This is a genomic window from Streptomyces sp. NPDC022910 (genome assembly GCF_055561075.1).
Genome location: NZ_JBVHHL010000027.1, coordinates 66,471 through 92,838, shown reverse-complemented (window position 1 = coordinate 92,838; position 26,368 = coordinate 66,471). Strand labels below are relative to the sequence as shown.

The following is a 26,368-nucleotide window of genomic DNA, read 5'->3' as shown; positions in this document are numbered from 1 at the left end:
CGGCCCCCTTCCCGGGCGTGGCCGGTCATGCAAGCCCGGCGACGCCCTTCCCGAGTGCGCTCAGGCCTCTGGCCAGCGCGAGCAGCAGGACGAGGGCGCGGGCCAGCTTCTCGGGTACACGCCCCGCGAGGGCCCGGCCGACCAGGGCGCCCGCAACCATGGCGGCGACGGCCAGGGCCCAGACGGGCGCGGTGAGACGGGGCGGTCCGTTGGACGCCACGGACACCGCGTTCACGACGACGCCGTAGAACTGTGCGTTCGGCACGAACTCGCGCACCGTCCACTCGGAGTTGAAGGCAGAGAGGGAGACGGGCGGTCCTCCGACCCCTGCGGCGGAGTTCATGAACCCGCCGAGGCCTCCGGCGACGACGGCCCCTCGCCCGCCGCGCAGTCCGGGCACCCGCAGACCGCGCATCACCAGCGCCACCGCCACGGTGACGAGCGCGCCCATGCAGGCCAGCAGCGCGGGTTCCGGCAGTTGCCGGGCCATCCAGGTCCCGGCGGGCACGGTGATCACGGCGGCCAGGCACAGGCGCACCATGACCGTGAGCCGTACCGTGCGCCACCCGTGGGCGATCCCGACGGCACTGATGGCCCCGGCGGCACAGTTGGCGAGCGCGACCCCCTGGGTCATGGGTCGGCATCCTTCCGCCGCCGGTCCGGTGGGATCAAGCGGCCGGCAGCCGGAGATCGAGGGATAGGCGTACGACCCGCACCTGTGCTTGAACTTGATTCACAAGCGTCTCCTGTGACACGCGGCACTTTCCGAGTACGGGGCCCGCGCCTGGGCAGATGCGGTGCTGGAGCGGCCGAATGGCGGCGGAAACAGGCGGTGAAAAGCGCCGTACGTCCGTCGTACGCCCGAAGAAAACCGGGGTGATCCCGGGGTGAGCGGGACATCTCACCATGCGGTATCCCGGAAGGGAAATTCGGTCGCTCGATAGACTGAGCCGACCGCACTCGCACTTGCGCAGATGCGGAAAGAGACGGACTGAGCGAGGAGCGCACGTGGGCCTTGTCGTGCAGAAGTACGGAGGCTCCTCCGTAGCCGATGCCGAAGGCATCAAGCGCGTCGCCAAGCGGATCGTGGAAGCGAAGAAGAACGGCAACCAGGTGGTTGTCGTCGTTTCCGCGATGGGCGACACGACGGACGAGCTGATCGATCTCGCCGAACAGGTATCCCCGATGCCTGCCGGGCGTGAGTTCGACATGCTGCTGACCGCCGGAGAGCGGATCTCCATGGCCCTGCTGGCGATGGCGATCAAAAACCTGGGCCACGAGGCCCAGTCCTTCACCGGCAGCCAGGCAGGCGTCATCACCGACTCGGTCCACAACAAAGCCCGGATCATCGACGTCACGCCGGGGCGCATCCGCACCGCGCTGGACGAGGGCAACATCGCGATCGTCGCCGGTTTCCAGGGCGTCAGTCAGGACAAGAAGGACATCACGACCCTGGGTCGCGGTGGCTCCGACACGACCGCCGTGGCGCTGGCCGCCGCCCTCGACGCGGAGGTGTGCGAGATCTACACCGACGTCGACGGAGTGTTCACCGCCGACCCGCGTGTGGTGAAGAAGGCCCGGAAGATCGACTGGATCTCCTTCGAGGACATGCTGGAGCTGGCCTCGTCCGGGTCCAAGGTGCTGCTCCACCGCTGTGTGGAGTACGCCCGCCGCTACAACATCCCGATCCACGTCCGCTCCTCGTTCAGTGGGCTGCAGGGCACGTGGGTCAGCAGCGAGCCGATTGAGCAAGGGGACAAGAAGGTGGAGCAGGCCATCATCTCCGGTGTCGCGCACGACACCTCCGAGGCCAAGATCACGGTCGTCGGCGTGCCGGACAAGCCGGGCGAGGCCGCCTCGATCTTCCGCGCCATCGCCGACGCCGAGATCAACCTCGACATGGTCGTGCAGAACGTGTCGGCCGCGTCGACCGGTCTCACGGACATCTCCTTCACGCTCCCGAAGACCGAGGGACGTAAGGCCATCGACGCCCTGGAGAAGGGCCGGACCGCGATCGGCTTCGACTCGCTGCGCTACGACGACCAGATCGGCAAGATCTCGCTCGTCGGCGCGGGCATGAAGACGAACCCGGGTGTCACGGCGTCCTTCTTCGAGGCGCTGAGCGACGCGGGCGTGAACATCGAGCTGATCTCGACCTCCGAGATCCGCATCTCGGTGGTCACGCGCGCTGACGACGTGCCGGAGGCCGTCCGCGCGGTGCACACCGCGTTCGGCCTGGACTCCGAGAGCGACGAGGCCGTCGTCTACGGAGGCACCGGGCGATGACCGGCCTCCCCGGCGGGGGCGCGGGACGCACGAAGCCGACGGGTCTCTTGTTCGGGGGGCCGGGTCGTACGGCGTCGACGGGTCTCTTGTTCGGGGGGCCGGGTCGTACGGCGTCGACGGGTCTCTTGTTCGGGGGCTCGGTTCCTACGGCGTCGACCAGCCTCCCCTTCGGGGGCCCTCTCCCTAGGGAGTGCCGATGACGGCGCGGACCGACAAGCCGACGCTCGCGGTCGTGGGAGCGACCGGGGCCGTCGGCACGGTCATGCTCCAGATCCTGTCCCAGCATGCGGACATCTGGGGCGAGATCCGCCTGATCGCCTCACCGCGCTCGGCCGGCCGCAAGCTGGCCGTGCGCGGTGAGGAGGTCGAGGTCGTGGCGCTGGCCGAGGACGCGCTGTCCGGCGTCGACGTGGCGATGTTCGACGTACCGGACGAGATCGCCGCGCACTGGGCGCCGATCGCCGCGGGCCGGGGCGCGGTCGTGGTGGACAACTCGGGTGCGTTCCGGATGGACCCCGACGTTCCCCTGGTCGTGCCGGAGGTCAATCCGCACGCGGCCCGGGTGCGTCCGCGCGGCATCATCGCCAACCCCAACTGCACGACTCTCACCATGATCGTGGCTCTTGGCGCGCTGCACGCCGAGTTCGGATTGCGCGAGCTGGTCGTCTCTTCCTACCAGGCCGTCAGCGGCGCGGGACGCGCGGGCATCGACACACTACGGCAGCAGCTGTCTCTGGTAGCCGGCACGGAGCTGGGGACCAGCCCCGGTGACGTACGGCGCGCGGTGGGCGACAACACGGGGCCGTTCCCGGAGCCGGTCGCGCTGAACGTGGTGCCGTGGGCCGGATCGCTGCGCGAGGACGGGTGGTCCTCGGAGGAGATGAAGGTCCGCGACGAGTCCCGCAAGATCCTTGGGCTGCCGGACCTGCGCGTGGCGGTCACGTGCGTGCGCGTACCGGTGGTCACCACGCATTCGTTGACGGTCCACGCCCGCTTCGAGGGCGAGGTCACGGTGGGCCGCGCCCGCGAGATCCTCGACACCGCGCCCGGCGTGGTCCTCTTCGACAAACCGGCGGCGGGCGAATTTCCCACGCCCGCCGACGTGGTGGGCACGGACCCCGCCTGGGTGGGCCGGGTGCGCCGCGCCCTGGACGATCCCACCGCGCTCGAACTGTTCGTGTGCGGCGACAATCTACGCAAAGGTGCCGCATTGAACACGGCGCAGATCGCGGAGTTGGTGGCGGCGGAGCTCGGGGCGGCGTAACGCCTCACGGGGTGCCGGCCACCCCGGTGGGTGCCGTGTGCCCGGCGCAGTGCGTAGGTACTCCTGCGGCGATGTCCACTGGCCGGAAACCCCGTGGCCGTTGGCTGAATCGTTTGTAGGATCTGTGTCGGTTCCATGGATGCTCGTTGGTCCGGACCACTTGAATCGAAGCCTCTCGGCGTCCGAAGATTTCCCTCCCCGCCCTCGCAACCGCGCGCAGGACGGGGAGCGTCTTTGCGGTCGGCCTTCGGGGGGCCGGGCACCACACATACGGGGCATAGGGGAAGAGCGGGTACGCATGAGGGCACTTGACGCACGGTCCGGTGCGCTGGGGGGCGCACGACAGTACGTGCAGACGGACGTGATGCCTGTCGCAAAAGTGATTCCTGCCGCGTACAACCCTGACGCGGGGAGACGTGTCCAACTGGCGTGGCAGAGGTTCTCGAATTCACCGCGGTACAGGCGAGGGGCGCGGCTCTTCGTCCACCACGCCGCCCCCGCTTGCCCGGCGCGCCCGGCGGCATGCCGGTGATCGCCCCCATGCCCGCAGCGCGGCCCGCCCGCATCCCGAACCAGCGCGAGGACGCCGACGAGACGACGGTCGCCGGCACCACGGTCGACCACCTCACCGAGACCTACCGCGCCCACTACCGCTCCCTCCTGGGTCTGGCGGCGCTCCTCCTCGACGACACCGCGTCCTGCGAGGACGTCGTCCAGGAGGCGTTCATCCGCGTCCACTCGGCACGCAAGCGCGTCCGCGACCCCGAGAAGACGCTCGCGTACCTCCGGCAGACGGTCGTCAACCTTTCGCGTTCGGCCTTGCGCCGCCGCATCCTCGGCGTCAAGCTGCTGTCCAAGCCGATGCCGGACATGGCGAGCGCCGAGGAGGGCGCGTACGACCAGCTGGAGCGCGACTCGCTGATCAGGGCGATGAAGGGCCTCCAGCGCCGTCAGCGCGAGGTCTTGGTGCTGCGCTACTTCGCTGACATGACCGAGGCCCAGGTCGCCGCGACACTGGGGATCTCACTGGGGTCGGTGAAGGCGTACGGTTCCCGCGGCATAGCGGCGCTCCGTACCGCGATGGGGGCGTCGGCATGAGCGAGTACGACGAGCGGCGCGCCGCCTCCTGGGGGCGCGACTCCCACGAACGACACGAGCCGTACGAGTGGCACGAGCCGACGGGCCGACCCGAGCCCCACGAGGACGAGCACAAGCAGCATGCTGGGAACGGAACTGTGAACCACCGCCCCGACGACCAGGGCCGACACGAAGCCGGACCGGACCGCGCTGCTTCCGACGCGACGGCAGCCGACGGCTTCGCGCTCGGGCGCGGTGCCTTCGACGGCGGGAACGACTCGGGCACGGAGCACAGGGGCTTCGACGGCGGAGCCGAGGACCCGGGTGCCGACGGCTTCCGAGGGCGGCACGACGACTTCGATGCGGCTGCCGACGGCTTCGGCGTGGGCCGGGATCGGCTTATGGCGGCACTCGGGGGGCTTGGCCGGGGCGGCGTCGGAGCCGGTGGTTCCGGAGCTGGTGGGGGCCGTCCGGGCGCCAAGGGGTCCGGGGCCGGACCCGACGAGCCCGAAGCGACCTCGGAGGGACTCGGCGCCGACGAACTGGCGCTGCGGCGGATGCTGCACCAGGCGGTGCGCGAGATCGAGCCGCGCGACGGCACGCTGGAACATCTACGGCGCGCGGTGCCCGCCCGGCGTGCCCGCAAGCGGCAGGCTTTGGTCGGTATGGCCGCCGCCGCCCTGTTCATCGGCACGGCGATCCCCGCCCTCGTCCATGTCTCGAACGCCACCGGCTCCAACGCCGACCCCTCCATCGCCGGCCAGGCCTCAGAGGCCCAGGGCGGCACCACCCAGGGCAAGGGCCCGGACGGCGGTTCCAGTGGTCCCGCGGGCTCCTCAGGCACGTCCAAGGACAAGGGCAAGGACGGCCAGAAGGGCAAGGAGGACAAGGGTAAGGGCGCGAGCAGCGGGGTCACGGACGGGGCCGACCCGACGGCCTCCGCGCAGAGCGCACCCGCGTGTACGGCGACCCAGCTCGGCGATGCGACCGGCACCGTGGGCGCCCCGGACTCCACCGGCACCGTCTACGGCACGTTCCGCGTCTCCAACATCTCCACCACGAGCTGTACCGTCTCGGGCGCCGGCAGCGTGGGCACCGTCGCCCAGGGTGCCGCGGACTCGTCCAAGATCAGCGTGGTCAACCATGTCGCGGGCGACGTGGCCACCGGTCTGCCCGACCCGTCCCAGGAAGTCACCTCCTTGGTGCTCAAGCCGGGGGTGGCATACGAGGTCAAGTTCGCCTGGGTCCCGTCGCAGACCTGCCCCACCACAGGTGACGGCGGCACCGGCGACCCGTCCCCGAACCCGAGCCCTTCGGACACCTCGAGCGCGGGCGGCAGTACGGGCACGGACAGTGGTGGCACGGCACCGCAACTGGTGAGGGAGGACGGCGTGGCCGAGGGCAGCGTGGTGGTCTCCCACACCCCGGAGATCGGCTCCGGCACCTCGACGGCGACCATCTCCAACGCGTGCGCCGGCACGGTCTACCGCACGGGAATGCTCCCGGCCACCTGAGCCGCACGCCGGCACGGCTCCGCCTGCCGCGTGGGTTTCGAACTGGATCCCGCCTTGCGGGGGCCTCGAGCAGCTCCCAGCCATGGCCTGACTGTCGAGTAGGTGGTTCTCAGACCGAGGTGGGGTCTCAGGCCGGGGCGGGCCTCAGGCCGGGGTGGGGTCTCAGGCCGGGGTGGGGTCTCAGGCCGGGGCGGGGTCTCAGACCGGGGCGGGCCTCAGGCCGGGGCGGGCCTCAGGCCGGGGCGGGGTCTCAGACCGGGGCGGGCCTCAGGCCGGGGTGGGGTCTCAGACCGGGGCGGGGCCTAAGACGAGGGTGGCCTCGGGCCGGAGAGGCCTTGATGGGTGGGCCTCGGATCGAGTGGACCTCGGATCGAGTGGACCTCGGATCGAGTGGACCTCGGATCGAGTGGACCTCGGAGGTAGGGGTGGGCCTCAGGCCTTCGTGGCCCGTGCCCGGCTCTCGCCGGCGGCTTCCTCGCTTCCGGCCTCCTTCGCCGGGCCCTCGGCCGAACCGTCGCCCCCGGCGGCCGCCGCCCCGGAACCCGTTCCTCCCGTTCCCTCCGGCACGAGCCCCAGTTCCGCGTCCCGGGCGTATTCGGCCTCACGTCGCAGCAGCCGGAACCACATGAAGACCGTGAAGCCCGCGAATACGAACCACTCACCCGTGTAGCCCAGGTTCTGGAACGCCTTCAGGTCCAGCCCGGAACCGTCGGGCGCCGTCGCCGGTACGGCTTTCATCCCACCGTCGGCCTTGTCGAGGGTGACCCACGCGTCGTACACGTCGTACGGCACCAGGTTCACCAACGACGCCGCACTGATCGCCGCGGTCTGGTCGGCGGGCAGCCCGCCGCCCGCGCCCACCCCGTTCGCCCCCGGGCTCTCCGACGCCTGCAGGGCTCCCGTGACGGTGACCTCGCCGGTCGGCGCGGCCGGAGCCTTCGTGGTGTCCGCGTCGCCCGGCAGCCAGCCCCGTACCACCGGAAGTGCCTTGCCCGTGTCGGTCCGCAGCATGGTCAGGACGTAGAAGCCGCGTGTGCCGTCCAGCTCACGGTCCGGCACCAGCAACTGCTTCCCGTACCGCCCGGTGGCCGTGGCCCTCATCCCGGACGTCCTCTTGTCCACCGGGAGCAACTCGTCCACGGGCCGGGCCGCCTCCTTCCGGTCCGCGGCGACCCGCTCGGTCAGCGTCCGGTGGTCCTGCACCCGGGCCTCGAACCGGCTCAACTGCCATGACCCCATGAAGATGCAGAAGGGGATGGCCAGCAGCACGAAGACGTTGATTCCCCACCAGCGGGGCGTCAGCAGGAACCGGTACACGCCCTCAACGGTACGGTGCCGCCCCAGCGGTCCTGCGTGTGGGGGCCGCGGACGCGCCTGAGGGATCCATGGACGTGCACCCGGGACCCATGGGCGCCCGCTTGTGGGATCCGCGGACTTGCGCGTAGGACCCCAGGACCGCGGTGGGACCCCGACGTGCCGGTGGGGCCCGTGGACCTACCGGTCGGAGCTGTGGACGGCTTGTGGGACCTGTCCCGCCCGTGGATCTGTGGGCTCGTGCCTGGGGTCCCGGACGGCGTGGGGCGCATCGGGCGACCCGCGGGACTCGTGGACCTACCGATCGGAGCCGTGGACCCGTCCACAGGACCTGCGCACCCGCCCGCGAGGCCTTCGGCACACCCCGCGGAGGCTGGGCACACGCCTGCGCCAGCACCCCCGCTCGCGAGACCTGGCACCCGCTCGCGAGACCTGGCGCCCGCTCGCGAGACCTGGGCACGCGCCCGCTCGACCTGGGTTTGCGGGGCACACGCGCATGCCCCGCAAGCCCGACCTGACCCCTCGATCTCGGGCACGCCATCCGTCCGACGCGCCCCTGCCCCGGTCGCCGAACCCCGGAGGACACCGCCCGACCTACACCGCGCTCGCCGCTCCCCTCACCTCCTCCGATGCCGCCCCCAGGTGCCGCGCGGCGAAGTCCAGCTCCAACCGCACCTGCTTGATCCGCTCGTCGACCACCAGCGAGCCGTGCCCCGCGTCGTACCGGTACACCTCGTGCACCGCGTCCCGCGCGGCGAGCCGGTCCACATAGTTCTCGACCTGGCGGATCGGGCACCGTGGGTCGTTCACCCCCGCCGAGATGTACACCGGAGCCTTCACCGCCTCGACGTACGTCAGCGGCGACGACGCCTCGAACCGCTCCGGCACCTCCTCGGGCGTGCCGCCGAGCAGTGTCCGGTCCATCGCCTTCAGCGCCTCCATCTCGTCGTGGTACGCCGTGACGTAGTCCGCGACCGGGACCGCCGCGATACCGATGGTCCACGCGTCCGGCTGTGTGCCGAGCCCGAGCAGCGTCAGGTACCCGCCCCAGGAACCTCCCGTCAGGACGAGCCGCTCCGGATCCGCGAGCCCGGACGACACCGCCCACTCCCGGACCGCCGCGATGTCCTCCAGCTCGATCAGCCCGACCCGGTGCTTGAGAGCGTCCGTCCACTCACGTCCATAGCCCGTCGAGCCGCGGTAGTTGACCCGCACCACCGCGTACCCGTGGTCCACCCAGGCCGCCGGTCCCGCCGCGAACGAGTCGCTGTCGTGCCAGGTCGGACCACCGTGGATGTCGAACACCGTCGGCAACGGCCCGCTCGCCCCCGCCGGCCTCTGCACCAGCGCGTGGATGCGGCCGCCGGGCCCGTCCACCCACACGTCCTCCACCGGAACCGACCCCGGCGACTTCATCCCGGGCGGATCCAGCACGACCTCGCCCGACGTCGACCGCACCACGGGCGCCTCGGCCGCCGACGACCACAGGTACTCCAGGGTCCCGTCGGGACGGGCCGTCGCCCCCGACACCGTGCCCGGCGGCGTAGGCACCCGCACCAGCTCGCGCGTCGACAGGTCGTAGCGGAACAGTTCGCTGCGCGCCTCGAAGCTGTGCACGATCAGCAGTGCTGAACCGTCGGGGTACCACTCCGCGGCCACGTCACCCGGCAGCTCCAGCGCCAGGTCCGTCTCCTCGCCCGAGGCGACGTCCCACACCATCGGCTCCCACCGGCCGCGCCGCTGGTGCGCGATCAGCAGCCGTGTGTCCCCGTCGAGCGGCGCGAAGCCCAGCACCTCCAGGCCCAGCTCGACCGTGCCGCCCTTGGTGTCGTCCAGCTCCGCCACGGTGGAACCGTCCGGCCGCAGCACGCGCAGCGCGGAGTGCATCGCGTCGCCGTGCTCGGTGTGCTCCACGGCGATCAGCGAGCCGTCGCGTGAGAGGTCGCCCACCCCGGCCGACTCACGATGCCGGTAGACCTCCACCGGGTCCTGACCGGTCCGCACGAGGTGGATCGTCGACCCGTCCTGGTCGGTCGAGCGGCCCACGACCGCCGTCCGCCCGTCCCGCCCGATCGCGAGCCCGGCAGGGTACGACGGCTCGAGCCCGGGAGCCGCAGGGCCGTCGATCCCGGAGTCCTTGCCGGAGGCGCCGGGCAGGAACCGCTGGCGTCTCCAGATCCCGAACTCGTCCCCGTCCGTGTCGTCGAACCACCAGATCCACTCGCCGTCCGGCGAGAGCACGCCGTCCGTCGTGCCGTTCGGCCGGTCCGTTACCTGGCGCTGCGCGCCCGTGGCGCGGTCCCACGCGTACAGCTCGTACGTCCCCGTCGCATTCGAGACGAACAGCGAGCGGTGCGGCGCGTCCTCCGCCCAGTCCGGCAGCGACACCCGCGGCGCCCGGAAGCGCTTCTCCCAGTCAGGCATGTCCACGCCGCGTTGCGGCGAGGCGGACCCGTTGCTCTCAGTCATGGCCCCATAGTGCCTGGCCCGGCCGACTTTCCGCGGGGAAGGCCCCCAGCCTGTGGATAACTCGCCCGCAAAGCCCTCTGACCACGCATGATCACGGGGCCGTGCCGCTCCGCAGATCGCCCAGTCCTGCGTGATCTCGCTTTGGCGGAGCTGGCACGCCTTTCGCAGGCCCCTGCCGGGACAACCGTCTCGTTCGTCACGCCCGGCGGCTTCTGCCCGGCCGCATCCGCTCGGCGGCTTCTGCCCGACGGCCTCGTCTGCCTTGCCGACTTCCGGTATTGCGCAGGTCAGAGACGATTGTCAGTGGCGGGATGCACACTCGCGGCATGACCTCGATGACCGATCTGCGTAAGACCGTGGAGATCTTCTGGGCCGCAGCGGCGGCCCGTGACTGGGACGCGTTCGCGGACTCCCTGGCCGAGGACGTCGTCTACACCCTGCCGCAGACGCGGGAGCGCATCCGCGGGCGGGAGAAGTACGTCCAGTTCAACCGCGAGTACCCAGGCGACTGGCACCTGCGCCTCGAGCGCATCGTCGCCGAGGCCGAACAGGTCGTCACGTGGGTGCACTTCACAGTGGGCCTTGAGGAGATGTACGGCATCTCGTTCTTCACGACCGACCGGGAGGGACACATAGCCACGGTGACGGACTTCTGGCCCGAGGCGTACGAGCCGCCGACGGGCCGCGAGCACCTGGTCGAGCGTTACTGACGGCCCGGGACCGACGACTCGCGCTCCTTTGCGTGGGCCGTCTCCTATGCTCCGGCCGGCTCGCGCCGCCTGCGGCCGAGGAGTTCGGCCAGACCGCGGCGCGTCGCCGCCAGGACCACGCGGTCCTCGGGACGCAGGACGTAGGTGGGCGGCAGCTCCCAGACCAGCCCCGAGGCGTGGTCGGGCGCGTCCGTCTCCGGGTGGGGCGTCTGGTTGCGTTCGTCCGGCGTCGAGGTGTCCAGGGCGATCACACGCCACGCTCCCGCCCGGAACGCCTCGGCGACCGTCCGTCCCTCCAGCTGCGGATGCCCGGCCACGTCAACGGCGGCGAACAGCAGCACCCGCCGCTCCACCGGGATCGCCCCCAGGATCTGCCGCCCCAGCATGGCTCCGGCGAACGCGGGTGCGGCCAGGTGGGACACGCTGCGGCTGCGAGTCGGCGCGTGCGGGTACGCGGCGCGCAGCGTGCGGTAGACGGCGGTCGCGAAGTCGTCGTCGTACAGGCGCAGGACCACCCGGAGGTCGGGCCGTACGGAGCGTGCGTACAGGACGGCCTCGAGGTTCGTGGTGTCGGCACTGGTCAACGCGAGCAGCGCATGCGCCCGGTGGATCTTCGCGGCCTCCAGGACGCCCTCCTGCGTCACGTCCCCGAGCACGACGGGCACCCGCAGCCGCCGAGCCGTGGCCAGTCCGCGTGCCTCGGGATCGCCCTCGACGCACACCACGGGGATCCTCAGTTCCCGCAGCCGGGTCATGACCCGCGTGCCGATCTTGCCGACACCGAGCAGCACGACGTGCCCGGACAGCCCGCGTGGTGGCTTCCGCAGTGCGGACCCGCTGCGGAAGGTGCCGAGTGCCTCCAGCACGGCCGCGAGCAGCACGGGCAGCAGCAGCAACCCCACCAGCCCGGACAGCAGTTGCAGAATCTGTCGCCCGGCCGGCTGACCGATGGCCGGGTTGTTGATCGCGAACAGGTCGAGCAGCGTCAAGTACGTGGCACGAAGCGGTGGTTCGCTGGCGACGGCCATGGACGCGACCGCGAGCGCGACGACACACCCCACAAGCCCGGCGAACGACCACCGCAGCCGTCGAGACAGCAGCGAGCCGAGTGGGACGACGCTGCGCCCGGCGGACAGCGCGGGACCCGCGTACGAGACGGTCTCCAGGACGACGGTTCCGCGCCCTGTCGCCTCCGCGATTGTCCTTTCGTCGGGCAGGAGTTGGGGCCCCTGCTCACCGCTTCCCTCGGAACCGTCGGCCCCGACGGGATCGTTGGTCGTCGCGGACAGCAGCGCCAGCGTGCAGAGTCCGGGGTCGGCGACCTGACCGGGCCCCGGCGGTGGGCGCTCGACGGCCCGCAGCATCAGCCCGTCGGTCTGTACGACCTTGGTGGTGCCTGCGACGGCGGTCGCGGCCAGTGCGGGCGCGGCAGTGTCGGCGTCGGACAGTACGGTCGTGGAGGCGTCGGCCCCCTCGGCCTCCGCGCCGGGCCCGCCCGTGGCCAACGCCGCGGCCTGGTCGAGGAGCGCCTCTATGTGCTGCCCGAGCCGCCGGTTGTAGAGGCGCAGGACGAGCCGGAGCCGTGGGTTCAGGCGGCGGGCGGTGAGTGCGGCGCGGATGTTGGTCTCGTCGTCGTCATAGACGAGGGCCAGTGCCGTCGCCCGCTCCACTCCTGCCTCGGCGAGCACCGCCTCGGACGCCTCGGCGGCCTCCAGAAGCCTTACGGCACCCGGTGTTCCCGCCGTGCGGCCGCCGGCGCCGGCGGCGCGTCCGTCCGTACCGTTGCCCTGACCGTTGCCGTTGCTCGCCGCGCGCGTGACGGCGGCGGACACCCGGTCGAGCAGCCCCGAGGCGCGGGCGCGGCCCACCACCGGCTGCCGGGCGACTCGTTCGGAGGCCGGAACGACGAGGGTCACCTGCTCGCCGTACACCCCGCGCAACTCGGCGGCCAGCCGGTGCGCGAGCCCGTCGTCCCCGCACACCACCATGTGCGCGACGGGGCCATCCGACCCGTTCTGCTGCGGAACGCCTGCCACAGAGAGAAAGACTGCCCTACTGAGGGTGCCGGTTCCACAGGGGCAGGGGACATGACGGGCGGCGCTCGGGGCTCGCTGCGCAACGACGCGGACGCCGCTCCCGATGGCCGAGAACAGCAGCCAGGAAGCCGGACTTGTCCGTCGCTCATCCCCGGGAGAGACTTCCACAACCTTGTAGATCCACACGCCTGTCCTGGGAGCAAGCCTGATGTTCGGCATGAGTGAGCTGGCCGTGTTCCTCCTCGTGGTGGTCGTGGCCCTCGGGATCAAGAAGCTGCCGGAGCTCGCGCGTTCGGCGGGGAAGGCGACGCGGATCTTCAAGAGCGAGGCGAGGGCGCTCAAGGATCAGGCGCCCGAAGGGCCCGGCGCGGCCCGTGTCATCAAGGGGACGGTGCTCGGGCGGGACGAGTCGACGCCGCGTTCGTGAGGCGTACGTTCTTGAGGCTAGGGCGTTCTTGAGGCGTATGACGTTCCTGAGGCTACGACCCTCCTGAGGCTACGACCCTCCTGAGGCTACGACCCTCCTGAGGCTACGACCCTCCTGAGGTGAGCGGCGTCCCTGAGGGTTTGCGGTGTCCCTGAGGCGTGCCAGGACCCGGGCGACGTTCGGAGCTGAAGGTATCCGACCCGAACTCCCCAATGCTTTTCACCGGTTCGGGTGTCCCGCATCACATGCCGCATTTTGAGCGGAACCCCCAGCCGATGTGCGTACCCACTCCTGACGACCGGGCCCGGATGCAAAGATGAGGGCCCTCATGGCTGCTGGGTGGTGTTCTCGCACGCTACGGGCCGCGGTGTTCGCGGCCGTCTGCGTGCTGCTCGCCGCTTTGGGGCACGTGATGATGTCCGGTTCCCCGGTGCCCTGGTGGCGCTGACTGCCGGTGCCCTGGTGACCGGTGCCGGGGGCTGGTGCCTGGCGGGTCGCGAACGCGGGGTCCCGCTCGTTGTCTCCGTCGTGGTCACCGCACAGGCGGCGCTGCACTCGGGCTTCTCGTACGGTCGGGCCGACACCCCATGGCACTCATTCCCATGGACGGGGGACCTGCGCCCCTGAGGCACATGGATGCCATGGACATGGGACCCACGTCTGTGGGACCTGCGCACATGGGACCTGGGCACATGGGGTCCATGGACGCCATGGATATGAGCCGTATGCCGGGCATGGGGCCCATGGGCTCCGCCGGGTCGGCCCTGTCCGACACGTTCTCCTCCGGCATGCTCGCCGCCCACCTCCTCGCCGCCCTGCTGTGCGGCCTGTGGCTGGCGTACGGCGAGCGTGCCGCGTTCCGCATCCTGCGGGCGGTGGCCAGCTGGCTGGCCGCACCGCTGCGGCTGCTGCTCGCCCTGCCCGCGCCGCCGTCCTGCCCGCGCATCCGCGCCCGCCGCCGTCGTTCGGACCGCTCACCACGGCGCTCCTCCTCGTTCACACGATCACCTCTCGGGGCCCGCCCCTGGGGACCGCTGCCCTCTGACCGACAGCCGTATCCGGGGTCGCGCCCATGCGCGCCGCCCCGGGCACCGGCCGTGGGCCGCGCAGGCGTCGTACGCGCACACCGCCGTACGCACTCGCTGCCGCCCCATGGCCGCACCCCACTCACCGGGCCACCACGCTGACCTGCGGCATCGCCGTGACGGCGCAGACGGCCCGGATCCCGGACGACCGAGAGGGACACCAGGTGACCACTCCTGCCCTGCCCGCTTCACGCGAGGAAAGCGGCACCACCGGATCGAGGGACGATTCGATCACGGCCTGGGCGCTTGCCGCCCGACGCGGCGACGCCGACGCCATCGAGCACTTCGTCCGCGCCCTGCAGCGCGATGTCCAGCGCTACGTCGCCCACCTGTGCGCCGACCCGCAGGCGGTCGACGACCTGGCGCAGGACACGTTCCTGCGGGCACTCAGCAGCCTGCACCGCTTCGAGGGCCGCTGCTCGGCCCGTGCTTGGCTGCTGTCCATCGCCCGGCGTGCCGTGGTGGACAGCTTCCGCTGCGCAGCCGCCCGGCCGCGGTTGTCCGACATACCCGACTGGCAGCTGGCCGTCGAGCGTGCCCAGCCGTACGACCTGCCCGGCTTCGACGACGGTGTCGCGCTGTTCGATCTGCTGGCCGCGCTGCCCGACGAGCGGCGGGAGGCGTTCGTCCTGACCCAGTTGCTCGGGCTGCCCTACGCGGAGGCGGCCGTGCTGAGCGGCTGCCCGGTCGGCACGGTCCGCTCCCGGGTGGCCCGCGCCCGCGCGACCCTCCTGGACCTGCTCACCGAGGCGGAAACCGTGTTGGTCGCCTGAAGGGTGCCGGAGGCGTCGGTTCGCTCGTGGCGGCGGCCGCATTCGCCACGGTCGCCGCCGCGAAACCGCCGCCGGCCCACCGCCGACGGTCAGGGTGTCAGGCAGGCCGGCCCTGTTTGGGGCCGCGCCTCTGGAGGAGGCCGAAGGCTGTCCCGAGTGAGACGACGCCCATGCCGACGGCGGCGCCGACTCCCTGGGCACCGTCGACGGCAAAGGGCGCGACCGCGGCGACGGCGAGGTTGAACAGGAACAGGAACCAGAGCACCGGCCGCGAGGAGAGGAACGACTTGAGTGGTTCCCTCTCCCCGAGAACGGCGCCCGACAGGAGTGCGAGTGCGGCCCCGCCGACGGTGGCGAGGGTCTTCTCCGTGCCGTCGAGGACGGTTCCGGAGGCCACGGTCGCGGTCGAGACCGAGCAGGAACAACGTCGTCAGCAACGTCCACGACAGCGCCCTCATGGGGCAGATTCCTTCCGAACGGAGGGCAACGGGGGTCTTGAACTTCCGCGATCAACCATTCCGTCGCGGACCCGCCGCCACGAGGGACCGCGCTCCCGAACCAGGGGTGTAGCCCGATACACCCTTCAGCTCTCCGCGGACGGTGCGCCGTTCGGTGATGAGCGAGGCAGCAGCCCATGAGTCATACTCGTGTGTGTGCCATGGCCACGATGGGAGCGCACGTCGGAGATCCGGCACCCATCGCCGGGGGTGCGGAAGTCGTCACATTCGAATACTCAGGCCCGGACGGGTGGTATCGGCTCGCCCCGACAAGGGAGCGAGGCAGTCATATCGGGGGCGCTCGGAGGCGAGAGGAGCCGCCACTGGCCGGACCAGTCCCTTAGGGGGCCAACATGGCTGTGGAAATCCCGCCCCTGGTACGACCCTCCCGGCTCAGGCGCCGAGGGGGCCTGCTCGGCGAGTGCCTCGCAGAATTCCTGGGGACGTTCGTCCTCATCTCCTTCGGATGCGGCGCAGTGGCCACGGCGGTGGCCGCGCTGCCGGGATCGGGCCGTACCGCGGGACCCACCACCATCTTCGTCGCCGCCGGTGACTGGCTTTTGATCACGTGGGGCTGGGCCATGGCCGTGACCTTCGGCATCTACGTGGCCGGCGGCGTCACCGGCGCGCACATCAATCCGGCGGTCACGCTCGCCTTCGCGGTGCGTCGCCGATTTCCCTGGCTCAAGGTCGTGCCGTACATGTTTTCGCAGCTGGCCGGCGCGTTCGCCGGAGCCGCGCTGGTGTACGGCGTCTACCACGACGCGATCAACGCCTACGACCAGGCCACGACGGGTCCGAAGACGAACGGCCACACGCTCGCCACCTTTTCGATCTTCGGGACGTTCCCCGCGCAGTACTTCCACGGCGGCATCTGGGGCCCGTTCGTGGACCAGATCGTCGGCACGGCGTTCCTGGTCATGTTCGTGGTGGCGGTCATCGACCTGCGCAACACGGCGGTGAAGGCCAACCTCGGGCCTCTGGTGATCGGCCTCGTGGTCGCCGCCGTCGGCATGTCGTACGGCGCGAACGCCGGCTATGCCATCAACCCCGCCCGTGACTTCGGGCCACGCCTGTTCACCTGGGTGGCGGGGTGGCAGGACCTTGCCCTGCCCGGCACGTTGGCCGGTTCCTTCAGCAACTACTTCTGGATCCCCATCGTCGGGCCTCTCGTCGGCGGCGTGATCGGGGTCCTGGTCTACGACCTCTTCATCGGCGATGTCCTGCACATCCGGGCACAGTTGGCGGAACCTCCCGGGCCCGGTCGGACCCGCCCGGTGACGACCACGGACGAGGAGTGACCGACGGCCGAGTCGATCAGCGGTCGTGGGCCGGAGCGAGGAGAGAACGGGTACAGGCCACCCTCGGAGGTCCCGACAGGCCGCATGGTGCTGGCCAGGGCCACCGCGAGGACGTCATCCAGGGTCCCGGCTGCCCGCTCCCTCATCCTTGCTCATCGAACCCAGGCGGGCCTGTTCGCGCACTCCTTGGCCTGTGTGCCCTGCAGGCGTCAGTGGTCGAGCGGGTCAGCCCTGGTCCTGGGCGTAACGGGCCGCGTACCAACTCGAATCGATGTCGGGGTTGCGCAGCACCGCCCAGAACAGGTTGTCCGGCGTGGGCGGAATCGGTGGGTTGCCGAGGTCTGCGAGCAGTTCGGCACGCCAGTCAACGCTCAGGTGGCTGCGGATGGTCGCGATCTTGTGCACTGCGCGGTGCGGCGAACTGCACACCGCGTGCACCATGCTCTCCGCCGCCCATCTGCGGTGCTCGTCCCGGTGCGCCGTCGCCTGGGCGATCACTTGGCGCAGCCGCAGGGCCAGCGGGCTGTCCTGGTCCAGTGGGACGGCCTCGTTCCGCTCCCCGGCCTCCATCGCAGCAGTGACCTCGGCGTACTTGGCCAACCCGGTCTCGACGGCCAGCCGGCGCATCTGCTTCCACGCCGCCTCGGTCACCCGCTCCCAGGGCAGGGTGGCGACCAGCGCGCCGAGTTCCTGCAGTCCGCGCAGATAGGCCGCTCTCAGGGGTTCCGCCGGGTCCGAGGGCAGCTCCAACGGCGGGAGCCCTGTCGCGGGCCCGGGGAGCGGGTCGTCGGCGCTTCCCCACTCCGGTCGGGGCGCACGCGCCGACTCCCAGATCAGCCGGCCGTTGAATGTCACCGGGCTTGGGTTCACCCTCTTGCCGTGGGCCGTCCGACCGCTCTCCAGCCTGTCCGCCAGATCCGTCAGACAGGCGCCCAGTGACTCGGCGTGCCCGAAGTCGGTCCCGGTCTCGTCGAAGAACCGCCCGATCGCGCCGTACGCGTCGCGCCCGGATCGGCAGTCGACGGTGAGGCCGTCGGCGGTGACCTCGTAGGAACCGAACTTGAGGTAGCCGTGGTGCCAGTAGTGCTCGGCATCCTTCTCGTCCAGGTCAGCGGCGATACCCCGCATGAACCCGGTCGCCTTGACTATCTCCCGCACGCCGAGCAACCGGTCGTGCGTAGTGAATCGGAACGCCTCCTCGCCACCCTGCGCCCCGTCGTGCCGACGCAGCGAGGCGGCCAGGTCGGGGTGGAAGGTGACGCCCAGCTCCTCCTCTGCCGCCCGTATCTCCTCGTCCCTCGCGGGTGGGCAGAGCGAGGCGAGGGTGCGCGGCGCATGCTCCCGCAGTCAACTGTCGATGCGGTCCCAGGAGTTCTTGACCAGGTCGGTAGTCACACGGCTGACCCTGGACGCGGGCACTGACAACGCACCGGTTGTTGTGGGTATGCCCCTCGGGCAGGGCGGATGCTCTTCCGCTCGCACGGAGCGGCGCTCCATCTGATTGCCGGATGTGTTGTGGATCAGGGCGCGGCCGCCGTACTGGGGGCGGCAGTAGGTGTGGCCGGTACGGCATGCACCTCGCTATTGACCATGTGGGGACTGCGGTGGCAGGCGCGACAGCAGCAGCGATCCAGCCTTGATCATTGGAGACGCAGTGTGCGACGTGATGCGTACGTGCAGTTTCTCGGCTGCCAGCAGGCCTTGAGCCGCGCGGCCCTGGACGCGATGAACGCCGTCGGCCGCCAGGACCTCGACCTGGCCCAGGTGACCCGCACGGCTGACGAGTGTCACAAACGGTGGAACGACTTGCAGTTCATGAGAGAGACCGTAGAGCTCGAAGGGACGGAGAGCATCATCGCTGCGTCCGAAGCGATGCTTCCGCTGGAACAGACGGCATTCAGAGCACTGTTCGCAGCGATCGAGGCCGCTCGCGCGTCAGCAAGCCTTGAGGAGCGGACCCGGCTGGTGGACGCCTTCGTGGAGTGCAACAACGAGCAGGCTGAGGCAGAACGACGGTTCCGCCGCGTCGCACGCGAAGTGCTGGACATGCCGGCATCCGCCATGGCCGACTTGCCCCGATACCCGTTAGCGCGGCAGACATCAGCTTGGGAAGCTGTGGCAGCTCAGCGGCAACACTGGCGTTGACCTGGGCGAACGGCTGGCTCGGGTTCTAGTCACAGCGGCGCCTACGCCACTATGCAGAAGGCGGGAAGTTCGTCGTCTACCGCAGCATCGGCGGTCCCTCCACTGGCGGCGCCCTGTGGGCCAGCGACACCTGGCAGGACCTGTCCTGACCCTTCCCCGTCCCCGGCCGGCCCGCCCGGCACAACACGTCGCGCGGGCCAGTTGCGGCCGGCGGGGGATGCCAGATCCTGGGTCCATCAGATGAGCCACCGATCACCAATTGGCCCGCGACCTGGGCACGGCACGCCTGAGAAACTTGGCCTTCGTACCTTGAGGAGATGCCATGCAGGTAGCTGTGGTCACCTTTGACGGATTCAACGAGCTTGACAGTTTCATCGCCTCCGCGCTGATCAACCGGTGCCGAAAGGATGGCCTGGAGGCCTTCATCACGACGCCGACGCCAGTGGTCACGTCGATGAACGGCGTTGAGGTAACCGGGCAGCGTCCGATGGAATTCGTGGCCGAAGCCGACGTCGTGCTGATCGGTAGCGGGGTGAAGACGCGAGACGTGGTCGCCGACGACCGGCTGATCTCCAGGCTGCCGCTGGACCCTGCGCGACAGCTGATCGGTGCGCAGTGCTCCGGCGCGCTGGTGCTCGCCCGGCTCGGGTTGCTGGATGGCATGCCCGCCTGCACGGACATGAAGAGCCGGCCCTTTGTCGAAGCCTGCGACGTCACCGTGCTGGACGCGCCGTTCCACGCCGAGGGGAACATCGCTACGGCGGGCGGCTGCCTGGCGTCACAGTATCTCGCCACATGGGTGATCACCCGAATGCTCGGGGAGGACGCCGCGCGCGACGTCATCGGCTACGTGGCTCCGGTCGGCGAGAACCAGGAGACTGTCGAGCGCGCCATGCGTGCCGTCCATACGGGCGAGGTCGCACTGCGCTGACGCCCCGCGAATCAGCCCTCTGGGCTGCCGCTTCCCCGTCCAGAACTGCCCACTGTGCACAGCTCCACGTGTCCCCTGAGCTTGCCTCGTCCGTACCGGGGTCGGCGGCCGGCGCGCTGCCGCACCCGCGGCGAAACATCAAGCCAGGGCAGTCGACGCATGTGCATCGCGCCCGCCTGTCCCCGCTCGGCACACGGTCCCTGGCCTGCTCCTCAGCGGAAGAATCAGCGGCCCGGAAGGTGCGGCGGTAGGCCAGGGGTGAGACGCCCAGCTCGGCGTTCAGGTGCTGGCGCAGCGAGGCGGCGGTGGCGAAGCCGATCTCGAGCGCGATCTGATCAACGGTCAGATCGGTGGATTCCAGCAGGTTCCGGGCGCGTGCGAGACGCTGTTTGGTCAGCCACTGGCCGGGGGGCAGACCGGTCTCGGCACGGAAACGTCGGACGAAAGTGCGCACGCTCATGTGGGCGTGCTGGCCATCCGCTGCACGGTGAGCCTGTGGTCGCCCTGCTAACCGGTGCCCGCACTGAGGAGCTGCGCGCACTCACCTGGGACCACGTGTTCCTCAAGGGCAGGCCGGACGCCGACCCGCCGCAGCCTCCACATATCGCGGTGTGGCGATCGGTCCGGCGCGTCGGGGACACCAAGACCAGGAAGTCCCGGCGAACGCTCGCTCTGCCGGCGCGTTGCGTCGAGGTCTTGTGGCAGCAGTTCGAAGACCAGGGCTGGGAGCGACTTGCTGTCGGTGACGACTGGGAGGAACACGGCCTGGCCTTCTCGTCGGCTGTCGGCAAGCCTCTCGACGCGACGTCCGGCGCGCCTTCCGCCAGGCGCTCAAGAACGCCGAGGGGATCAACGCCGACGACTGGACGCCCCGAGAGCTCCGGCACAGCTTCGTGTCCCTGCTCTCCGACCGAGGCGTCCCCCTGGAGGAGATCTCCCGACTCGTCGGCCACTCCGGCACGGCCGTGACCGAGGAGGTGTACCGCAAGCAGATCCGCCCCGTGATCCAGACCGGCGCTGTGGTCATGGACGGCATCTTCAAGCGCGATCCAGAGCGCTAGTCACGCAGATAGACACGCAGCAACGCCAGAGGGCCCTCACCGAATCGGTAAGGGCCCTCTGAACTGCTACTTAGCTGTCGGGGTGGCGGGATTTGAACCCACGACCTCTTCGTCCCGAACGAAGCGCGCTGCCAAGCTGCGCTACACCCCGATGTCACTGCTTGTCGCGGCGACGACGTTTACTTTAGCCCACTGGTGGCTGGAGACGAAATCCGGTTTTGTTGCGGCGGCGGGTCGGGTCCGGGCGGACATGGTCGAGGGTGACCAGGAGGAGGGCCAGGGCGAAGAAGGCCAGGCCCAGCAGGAGCGCGTTGGCGAGGACGCTCTTGTAGCCGAGCTGTCCCACGTCCAGGAACGGGTAGAGGTAGCGATCTTCCGTGCCCGGCAGGAGGAGATCGCCGCGTACCAGGGAGAAGGCCAGGTACGCCATGGGGTAGAGCAGCCACTGTCTCGCGTGCCGCAGGGTCGGTGGGGCCGGGCGCGTCAGCAGCAGCCAGTCCAGCAGAGCCGCGACCGGCGTCAGCGTGTGCATCACCTGGTTCGCGAGCGAGGACCAGCCCATGTGTCCGCCGGCCTGGCCGGTCATGGAGAAGGGGCCGGGTTCGTTCACCAGGAGCACGTGGTAGACCAGGCCCGCGATCAGGGCGTAGAACAGCGTGCCGCCGGTGACCAGCGGTGACAACGGGCGGCGGGCCGTCCACGCTCGCCAGGCCGACAGCGTGAAGACGAGGGCGACGAGCGCGTTGGCCTGGATCGTGAAGTAGCTCAGCACCCGGACCGGGCTGCCTAGGAGCAGGTCGACCGCCACCGCCGCCGCGGCCGCCAGCGCGACCAGCAGACGGTAGGCGGCCGCCACCGGGCGGTATGCGGGAGCCACCACGGCGGCGGCGGGGACGACGGACGGCCGCAGCCCCGGTCTGCCCGGCACCGCCGGGAGGTCCGGGATCTCCTTGGGTATCGGCGAGCTCATGCCCTCACGCTAAGCGGGTGGGGCAAATGGGGCGATACGGATGATCCGCGCGGGTGATGCTCCCGCCTGCAGCGGAACCGGTGCAGGCGGGAGCGGTGCAGGCGGTCTGTTCCGTCGGCCGTTACTCCCTGCCTACGAGCGTCAGCAACGACGCCTCCGGCGGGCACGCGAACCGAACGGGCGTATAGCGGTTCGTCCCGCAGCCCGCCGACACGTGCAGGTAGGACGTCCGTCCCTCCGTCGTGTGCCGTGACAAGCCTTTCACCCGGTCCGTGTCCAGGTCGCAGTTGGTCACCAGGGCGCCGTAGAAGGGGATGCACAACTGGCCGCCGTGGGTGTGGCCCGCCAGAATCAAGGGGTAGTCGTCGGCCGTGAACGCGTCCAGGGCGCGCAGGTACGGCGCGTGGACCACGCCCATCGAGAAGTCCGCCGACGAGGACGGGCCGCCCGCCACGCGCTGGTACCTGTCGCGCTTGATGTGCGGGTCGTCCAGGCCCGTCAGCTCGATCTCCAGGCCGTCGATCTTCAGCGTTCCCCGCGTGTTCGTCAGGTTCAGCCAGCCCGCGGCGTCGAAGCCGTCGCGCAGGTCCTCCCAGGGGTTGTGGATGACGTCGACCGCGGGCGGGTTGCCGTTCAGACCGTGGCGGCCTTTCGCCTTCTCCACCAAGTAGCGCGCGGGGTTGCGTGGTTTTGGGCCGTAGTAGTCGTTCGAACCGAAGACGTACGCCCCCGGGAGCTCCATCAACGGGCCCAGCGCGTCCAGCACCTCCGGCACGCCCTCCGGGTCGGAGAGGTTGTCCCCGGTGTTGATCACGAAGTCGGGCCGCAGACCCGCCAGCGAACGCAGCCAGCGCTGCTTCTTGCGCTGCCCGTTCACCATGTGGATGTCGGAGACCTGGAGCACGCGAAGTGGGCGCGCCCCCGGGGGCAGCACCGGGATCGTCACCCGACGCAGCCGGAAGGAACGGGTCTCGATCCCAGCCGAGTACAGCAGTCCGGCAGCGGCCACTGCCGTGATTCCCAGGGGTACTCCGTATCGCGCGCGCATACGACCATCGTGTCAGAACACGAGGATGCTTCGACTCACCTGTGGACAACCGTGGATCGTCGGCGAGAGTTCCTGTGGACAACCGTGGAACGTCGGCCGAGGGTGCCTGTGGAGAACGCAGGGTCGTGGCCACCGCGTTCGGGGGACAACGGCCGCAACCCCTTGGAAATCGGCGGGCGGCTGTCCCGTCACACCTGCGACAATCGGAGCCATGACCACGCTCAAGTCGAAGCTGCACGAAGACCTCAACGCCGCGATCAAGGAGCGCGACGAGCTCCGCTCCTCGACGCTCCGGCTGACGCTCGCCGCGATCACCAAGGAGGAGGTGGCGGGCAAGGAGAAGCGTGAGCTCTCCGACGAGGAGGTCACCAAGGTGATCACCCGTGAGGCGAAGAAGCGCCGAGAGGCCGCCGATGCCTTCGCGCAGGGCGGGCGCGCCGAGCAGGCCGAGCGGGAGAAGGCGGAGGGTGAGGTGCTCGCCACGTACCTGCCCAAGCAGCTGTCCGACGACGAGTTGCGGCAGATCGTCGCCCAGGCGGTGGAGGAGGCGAAGGCGGCCGGTGCCGAGGGCCCGCGCGCCATGGGCCAGGTCATGAAGATCGTGAACCCGAAGGTGGCCGGCCAGGCGGAGGGCGGCCGGGTCGCCGCTGTGGTCAAGCAGCTCCTCGCGGGCGGCTGACCGACGCCCGGCCCCGCCCCAGGCGCGTACGACGACGGGGGCGCACCCTCCAGCGAGGGGCGCCCCCGTCGTCGTACAAGAAGGGGACAAGAAGAGAGAGCTCTTCCGGGGCCGAGGCCAGTGCCGGAGGCCGAGGGGCGGATTACCCCCTTACCCCCTCTGCCCGCCGTTTCCGTTCCCCCCATTGCCGTTCCCCTGGATCCATCCCTCGGGGAGGGAGATGGAAGGCGTCGGGAACGTGCCGCCGGTGGTCCCGCCGGTAGTTCCGCCGGTGGTCAGGCCGCCGTCGATCAGACCGCCCGTGGTCTGCCCGCCGTTGTCGTTTCTGTCTCCGTTGCCGTTCCCCCGGTCGGTGTTGTCGGGGATGTCGACGAGGTTGAAGTTCTCGACCGGCTTGTTCGCCAGCGCACCCGTCATCATGTCGCGCCAGATCGGGCCCGGGACCTTGCCGCCGTAGACCTTGGCCCAGGTGGTGCCGCCGATGGTGATGTCGACCATGCGCCGCTTGTGCGCGGGGTCACCGACCCAGACCGCTCCCGCCATGTTCGGCGTGTAGCCGACGAACCAGGCCGCGTAGCGGAAGTCCGTCGTACCGGTCTTGCCCGCGCTGGGGCGGCTTCCGAGGCCGGCCTCCGTACCCGTGCCGTCCTCGACCACGCCCTTCAGGAGCGTGTTGATGGTGTCCGCGGTGGTCTCCGACATCGCGCGCGAGCACGTCGACTTCGGGACGGCCAGGGACTTCCTCTGGTTGCCGACGGCCTGCGTGATCGACTCTATGGCGATCGGCGTGCAGTATGTGCCGCGGTCGGCGAAGGTCGCGTATGCGCTTGCCATGGTCAGCGGCGACATCTCCTGGGTGCCGAGGGCGATCGACGGGGCCTCGGTGATCTGCGCGCCGTCCGCGCGGTTCACACCCATCTTCTTGGCCATGTCTATGACCGGGCAGATGCCGATGTCGCTGATCAGCTGCACGTAGTAGGTGTTGACCGACTTGGCGGTCGCCTCCTTCATGGAGTACGGGCCGTGCTCCGACTCGTCCTCGTTGGTGAGCTTGGAGCCTTCCGTGTTCATCCAGTTCTTGCCGTTGCAGGCCGCGACCGGGCTCGGGTACTCCATCTCGTACGGCGACGGGTACTCCTGCGTCGCCGGCTTGCCGCCCTCTATGGCCGCAGCGGCCACGATCGGCTTGAACGTCGATCCGGGCTGATAGCCCGCGCCGCCGCCCATCGCCTTGTCCACCGAGAGGTTGATCTGCGTCTCGTTCTTGCCGAAGCCGTACGGGCGGGACTGGCCCATCGCGAGGATCTTGCCGGTGCCGGGCTCCACTATGGTCGCGGCCGTGGCCACCTCGTCGCTCTTGTTGACGTGTTCCTTGATGGACTGCTGCACCGACTGCTGCGCCTGCGGGTCGAGCGTCGTACGGATCGTGAGACCGCCCTGGTTCCAGATCTTCGCCCGGTCCGTCTGGGTCTTGCCGAACGTCGGGTCGTTCAGGAACACCTCGCGGACGTAGTCGCAGAAGAAGCCGGCGCCCTTGACCGCGGTGATGCACCCGTTCTTCGGCTGGCTGACATGCAGCCCCAGCGGGGTCTCCTTGGCCTTGTCGGCCTCGGCCTGCGAGATGTCGTGCACTTCGGCCATGCGCTGCAGCACCACGTCGCGCCGCTTCTTGGCCTCCGCCTCATCGTTGACCGGGTCGTACCGCGTGGGCGACTGGACGAGGCCCGCGAGCAGCGCGGACTCCTGGAGGTTCAGGTCCTTGGCGTGCTTGGAGAAGTAGCGCTGGGCGGCGGCCTCGACGCCGTACGCCTGCTGGCCGAAGAACGTGATGTTCAGGTAGTTCTCGAGAATCTTCTTCTTGCCGAGCTTCTGCTCGATCTGGATCGCGTACTTCAGCTCGCGGACCTTGCGACCGAGGGTCTGCTGGGTGGCCTGGGCGACCTTCGTCGGGTCGTTGCCGGCCTCCTCCACGAAGTAGTTCTTCACCAGCTGCTGGGTCAGCGTGGAGGCGCCCTGGGCCACTCCGCCGCTCTGCGCGTTCTGGTTCAGCGCGCGCAGGACGCCCTTCAGGTCGATCGCGCCGTGATGGTAGAACCGCGAGTCCTCGATCGCGACGATCGCCTTCTGCATATAGGGCGAGACGTCCTTGAGCTCCACGACCGTGCGGTCGCGCGAGTAGACCGCGGCGATCTGACCGCCCTGACTGTCCAGGATGGTGGTGCGCTGGCTCAGCTGGGGGCTCTTCAGATTGGCCGGGATCTCGTCGAATCCCTTGACCGACCCCTTGGCCGCGAGCCCGAGCGCGCCTGCGGCGGGCAGCGCGATGCCGGCCATCACCGCCCCCGCGAGCACACTCACTCCGAGGAACTTTGCGGCCTGCTGCACGGGGGACAGCCCCCCGCCCGAGCGCTTCTTTGGCATGAGGGCAGCCTACGTTCTCATTCGCCGGACACGCGTATAGGCCTTGGCCTAAGCTGATCCCAACTGTCACAGCAGTAGGGCCACGTATCAAGTACGTCCGGCGACCCCGAATCGTTCCGGTGTTCCCCCATTTTTTTGTTGGGTGCGTGCCCGAATCCGCCTTGTGTGTCACCAGGCGACCGTTGTCACGCAGCTGAACTGCCCGGTTTTCGTCCGGAAAGTCACGTATGTCACCAGCTCACTCCCCCGGGTGATCTGCCGCTTACCCATAGTCCGTTCGGGCCATTCAAGATTGGGCCCGAAGGGGGTGTTGCGCTGTGCCCACCTTCCGTAACGTCCTCAACTGGCGGCGGTGAATAT

General features: G+C 69.9%; 20 protein-coding genes, 1 tRNA gene and 3 pseudogenes. 13 read left to right on the top strand and 11 right to left on the bottom strand.

Features of this window, described 5'->3' with window-relative positions:
* Window positions 1–25: 25 nt before the first annotated feature.
* Window positions 26–634: a TSUP family transporter gene (locus ACZ3TS_RS24685; protein WP_467621592.1), complete on the bottom strand. Its 609-nt coding sequence runs from the start codon at window positions 632–634 to the stop codon at window positions 26–28.
* A 374-nt stretch (window positions 635–1,008) separates the two neighbouring features.
* On the opposite strand from ACZ3TS_RS24685, the gene ACZ3TS_RS24680 reads away from it, so the two are divergent.
* The 4 genes from ACZ3TS_RS24680 (at window position 1,009) to ACZ3TS_RS24665 (ending at window position 6,141) form a co-directional block, all read left to right on the top strand.
* Window positions 1,009–2,286 carry an aspartate kinase gene (locus ACZ3TS_RS24680; protein WP_467621589.1) on the top strand — a complete coding sequence of 426 codons (1,278 nt, stop codon included), beginning with the start codon at window positions 1,009–1,011 and terminating at the stop codon, window positions 2,284–2,286.
* Between the two features lie 196 nt (window positions 2,287–2,482).
* Complete coding sequence (locus tag ACZ3TS_RS24675; RefSeq protein ID WP_467621587.1) at window positions 2,483–3,550, top strand: aspartate-semialdehyde dehydrogenase; 1,068 nt, start codon at window positions 2,483–2,485, stop codon at window positions 3,548–3,550.
* Window positions 3,551–3,979: 429 nt separating this feature from the next.
* A complete protein-coding gene (locus ACZ3TS_RS24670) occupies window positions 3,980–4,648 on the top strand; it encodes a SigE family RNA polymerase sigma factor (protein WP_467621584.1) in 669 nt (222 codons plus the stop codon).
* A complete protein-coding gene (locus tag ACZ3TS_RS24665) occupies window positions 4,645–6,141 on the top strand; it encodes a hypothetical protein (protein ID WP_467621582.1) in 1,497 nt (498 codons plus the stop codon). Before ACZ3TS_RS24670 ends, ACZ3TS_RS24665 begins: the two co-directional genes overlap by 4 nt.
* Window positions 6,142–6,573: 432 nt before the next feature.
* On the opposite strand, the gene ACZ3TS_RS24660 is transcribed toward ACZ3TS_RS24665, so the two are convergent.
* On the bottom strand, window positions 6,574–7,458 hold the full coding sequence (locus tag ACZ3TS_RS24660; protein WP_467621580.1) for an SURF1 family protein: 885 nt from the start codon (window positions 7,456–7,458) through the stop codon (window positions 6,574–6,576).
* A 591-nt stretch (window positions 7,459–8,049) separates the two neighbouring features.
* Window positions 8,050–9,924 (bottom strand): S9 family peptidase, encoded by a 1,875-nt coding sequence (locus ACZ3TS_RS24655; protein ID WP_467621578.1) that lies wholly within the window; start codon window positions 9,922–9,924, stop codon window positions 8,050–8,052.
* 335 nt (window positions 9,925–10,259) lie between these two features.
* On the opposite strand from ACZ3TS_RS24655, the gene ACZ3TS_RS24650 reads away from it, so the two are divergent.
* The gene (locus ACZ3TS_RS24650) at window positions 10,260–10,634 is read left to right on the top strand and encodes a nuclear transport factor 2 family protein (RefSeq protein ID WP_467621632.1); all 375 of its coding nucleotides are present in this window, start codon (window positions 10,260–10,262) and stop codon (window positions 10,632–10,634) included.
* Between the two features lie 44 nt (window positions 10,635–10,678).
* Here the strand turns inward: ACZ3TS_RS24650 and ACZ3TS_RS24645 are convergent, their stop codons facing one another.
* The gene (locus ACZ3TS_RS24645) at window positions 10,679–12,622 is read right to left on the bottom strand and encodes an NAD-binding protein (protein WP_467621629.1); all 1,944 of its coding nucleotides are present in this window, start codon (window positions 12,620–12,622) and stop codon (window positions 10,679–10,681) included.
* Window positions 12,623–12,887: 265 nt separating this feature from the next.
* Between ACZ3TS_RS24645 and ACZ3TS_RS24640 the strand changes: the two genes are divergently transcribed.
* The 3 genes and pseudogenes from ACZ3TS_RS24640 (at window position 12,888) to ACZ3TS_RS24630 (ending at window position 14,955) form a co-directional block, all read left to right on the top strand.
* Window positions 12,888–13,097 carry a twin-arginine translocase TatA/TatE family subunit gene (locus ACZ3TS_RS24640; RefSeq protein WP_467621575.1) on the top strand — a complete coding sequence of 70 codons (210 nt, stop codon included), beginning with the start codon at window positions 12,888–12,890 and terminating at the stop codon, window positions 13,095–13,097.
* Between the two features lie 328 nt (window positions 13,098–13,425).
* Window positions 13,426–14,142 (top strand): annotated as a pseudogene (locus ACZ3TS_RS24635) (hypothetical protein).
* Between the two features lie 204 nt (window positions 14,143–14,346).
* Window positions 14,347–14,955 (top strand): sigma-70 family RNA polymerase sigma factor, encoded by a 609-nt coding sequence (locus ACZ3TS_RS24630; protein ID WP_467621628.1) that lies wholly within the window; start codon window positions 14,347–14,349, stop codon window positions 14,953–14,955.
* A gap of 97 nt (window positions 14,956–15,052) precedes the next feature.
* On the opposite strand, the gene ACZ3TS_RS24625 is transcribed toward ACZ3TS_RS24630, so the two are convergent.
* Window positions 15,053–15,352 carry a hypothetical protein gene (locus ACZ3TS_RS24625; RefSeq protein WP_467621573.1) on the bottom strand — a complete coding sequence of 100 codons (300 nt, stop codon included), beginning with the start codon at window positions 15,350–15,352 and terminating at the stop codon, window positions 15,053–15,055.
* A gap of 453 nt (window positions 15,353–15,805) precedes the next feature.
* On the opposite strand from ACZ3TS_RS24625, the gene ACZ3TS_RS24620 reads away from it, so the two are divergent.
* Entirely contained in the window at window positions 15,806–16,753 is a 948-nt protein-coding gene (locus tag ACZ3TS_RS24620; protein ID WP_467621570.1) for an MIP/aquaporin family protein, read from the top strand.
* Between the two features lie 225 nt (window positions 16,754–16,978).
* On the opposite strand, the gene ACZ3TS_RS24615 is transcribed toward ACZ3TS_RS24620, so the two are convergent.
* Window positions 16,979–18,100: an SMI1/KNR4 family protein gene (locus ACZ3TS_RS24615; protein WP_467621625.1), complete on the bottom strand. Its 1,122-nt coding sequence runs from the start codon at window positions 18,098–18,100 to the stop codon at window positions 16,979–16,981.
* A gap of 309 nt (window positions 18,101–18,409) precedes the next feature.
* On the opposite strand from ACZ3TS_RS24615, the gene ACZ3TS_RS24610 reads away from it, so the two are divergent.
* On the top strand, window positions 18,410–18,898 hold the full coding sequence (locus tag ACZ3TS_RS24610; RefSeq protein WP_467621568.1) for a hypothetical protein: 489 nt from the start codon (window positions 18,410–18,412) through the stop codon (window positions 18,896–18,898).
* 322 nt (window positions 18,899–19,220) lie between these two features.
* On the top strand, window positions 19,221–19,829 hold the full coding sequence (locus ACZ3TS_RS24605; RefSeq protein ID WP_467621566.1) for a DJ-1/PfpI family protein: 609 nt from the start codon (window positions 19,221–19,223) through the stop codon (window positions 19,827–19,829).
* A gap of 226 nt (window positions 19,830–20,055) precedes the next feature.
* On the opposite strand, the pseudogene ACZ3TS_RS24600 reads toward ACZ3TS_RS24605, so the two are convergent.
* Window positions 20,056–20,289: pseudogene (locus ACZ3TS_RS24600) on the bottom strand (helix-turn-helix domain-containing protein); the annotation flags it as partial.
* Between the two features lie 35 nt (window positions 20,290–20,324).
* On the opposite strand from ACZ3TS_RS24600, the pseudogene ACZ3TS_RS24595 reads away from it, so the two are divergent.
* Window positions 20,325–20,890: pseudogene (locus ACZ3TS_RS24595) on the top strand (site-specific integrase); the annotation flags it as partial.
* 77 nt (window positions 20,891–20,967) lie between these two features.
* Here the strand turns inward: ACZ3TS_RS24595 and ACZ3TS_RS24590 are convergent.
* The 3 genes from ACZ3TS_RS24590 to ACZ3TS_RS24580 form a co-directional block, all read right to left on the bottom strand.
* Window positions 20,968–21,041 (bottom strand) — tRNA-Pro (locus tag ACZ3TS_RS24590).
* A gap of 33 nt (window positions 21,042–21,074) precedes the next feature.
* Window positions 21,075–21,860, bottom strand: coding sequence for a Pr6Pr family membrane protein (locus ACZ3TS_RS24585; protein ID WP_467621563.1), 786 nt, complete (start codon window positions 21,858–21,860; stop codon window positions 21,075–21,077).
* Window positions 21,861–21,981: 121 nt separating this feature from the next.
* Complete coding sequence (locus tag ACZ3TS_RS24580) at window positions 21,982–22,908, bottom strand: metallophosphoesterase (protein WP_467621560.1); 927 nt, start codon at window positions 22,906–22,908, stop codon at window positions 21,982–21,984.
* 211 nt (window positions 22,909–23,119) lie between these two features.
* Between ACZ3TS_RS24580 and ACZ3TS_RS24575 the strand changes: the two genes are divergently transcribed.
* Window positions 23,120–23,587 (top strand): GatB/YqeY domain-containing protein, encoded by a 468-nt coding sequence (locus ACZ3TS_RS24575; RefSeq protein WP_467621557.1) that lies wholly within the window; start codon window positions 23,120–23,122, stop codon window positions 23,585–23,587.
* A 150-nt stretch (window positions 23,588–23,737) separates the two neighbouring features.
* On the opposite strand, the gene ACZ3TS_RS24570 is transcribed toward ACZ3TS_RS24575, so the two are convergent.
* On the bottom strand, window positions 23,738–26,008 hold the full coding sequence (locus ACZ3TS_RS24570) for a transglycosylase domain-containing protein (RefSeq protein WP_467621554.1): 2,271 nt from the start codon (window positions 26,006–26,008) through the stop codon (window positions 23,738–23,740).
* Between the last annotated feature and the right edge of the window lie 360 nt (window positions 26,009–26,368).

Excerpts from the sequence above, each read along its gene's own strand:
- ACZ3TS_RS24685 (WP_467621592.1), bottom strand. The coding sequence starts at position 634 with ATGACCCAGGGGGTCGCGCTCGCCAACTGTGCCGCCGGGGCCATCAGT.
- ACZ3TS_RS24675 (WP_467621587.1), top strand. The coding sequence starts at position 2,483 with ATGACGGCGCGGACCGACAAGCCGACGCTCGCGGTCGTGGGAGCGACC.
- ACZ3TS_RS24665 (WP_467621582.1), top strand. The coding sequence starts at position 4,645 with ATGAGCGAGTACGACGAGCGGCGCGCCGCCTCCTGGGGGCGCGACTCC.
- ACZ3TS_RS24655 (WP_467621578.1), bottom strand. The coding sequence starts at position 9,924 with ATGACTGAGAGCAACGGGTCCGCCTCGCCGCAACGCGGCGTGGACATG.
- ACZ3TS_RS24650 (WP_467621632.1), top strand. The coding sequence starts at position 10,260 with ATGACCGATCTGCGTAAGACCGTGGAGATCTTCTGGGCCGCAGCGGCG.
- ACZ3TS_RS24645 (WP_467621629.1), bottom strand. The coding sequence starts at position 12,622 with ATGGTGGTGTGCGGGGACGACGGGCTCGCGCACCGGCTGGCCGCCGAG.
- ACZ3TS_RS24640 (WP_467621575.1), top strand. The coding sequence starts at position 12,888 with ATGAGTGAGCTGGCCGTGTTCCTCCTCGTGGTGGTCGTGGCCCTCGGG.
- ACZ3TS_RS24620 (WP_467621570.1), top strand. The coding sequence starts at position 15,806 with ATGGCTGTGGAAATCCCGCCCCTGGTACGACCCTCCCGGCTCAGGCGC.
- ACZ3TS_RS24605 (WP_467621566.1), top strand. The coding sequence starts at position 19,221 with ATGCAGGTAGCTGTGGTCACCTTTGACGGATTCAACGAGCTTGACAGT.
- ACZ3TS_RS24585 (WP_467621563.1), bottom strand. The coding sequence starts at position 21,860 with ATGAGCTCGCCGATACCCAAGGAGATCCCGGACCTCCCGGCGGTGCCG.
- ACZ3TS_RS24580 (WP_467621560.1), bottom strand. The coding sequence starts at position 22,908 with ATGCGCGCGCGATACGGAGTACCCCTGGGAATCACGGCAGTGGCCGCT.
- ACZ3TS_RS24575 (WP_467621557.1), top strand. The coding sequence starts at position 23,120 with ATGACCACGCTCAAGTCGAAGCTGCACGAAGACCTCAACGCCGCGATC.
- ACZ3TS_RS24570 (WP_467621554.1), bottom strand. The coding sequence starts at position 26,008 with ATGCCAAAGAAGCGCTCGGGCGGGGGGCTGTCCCCCGTGCAGCAGGCC.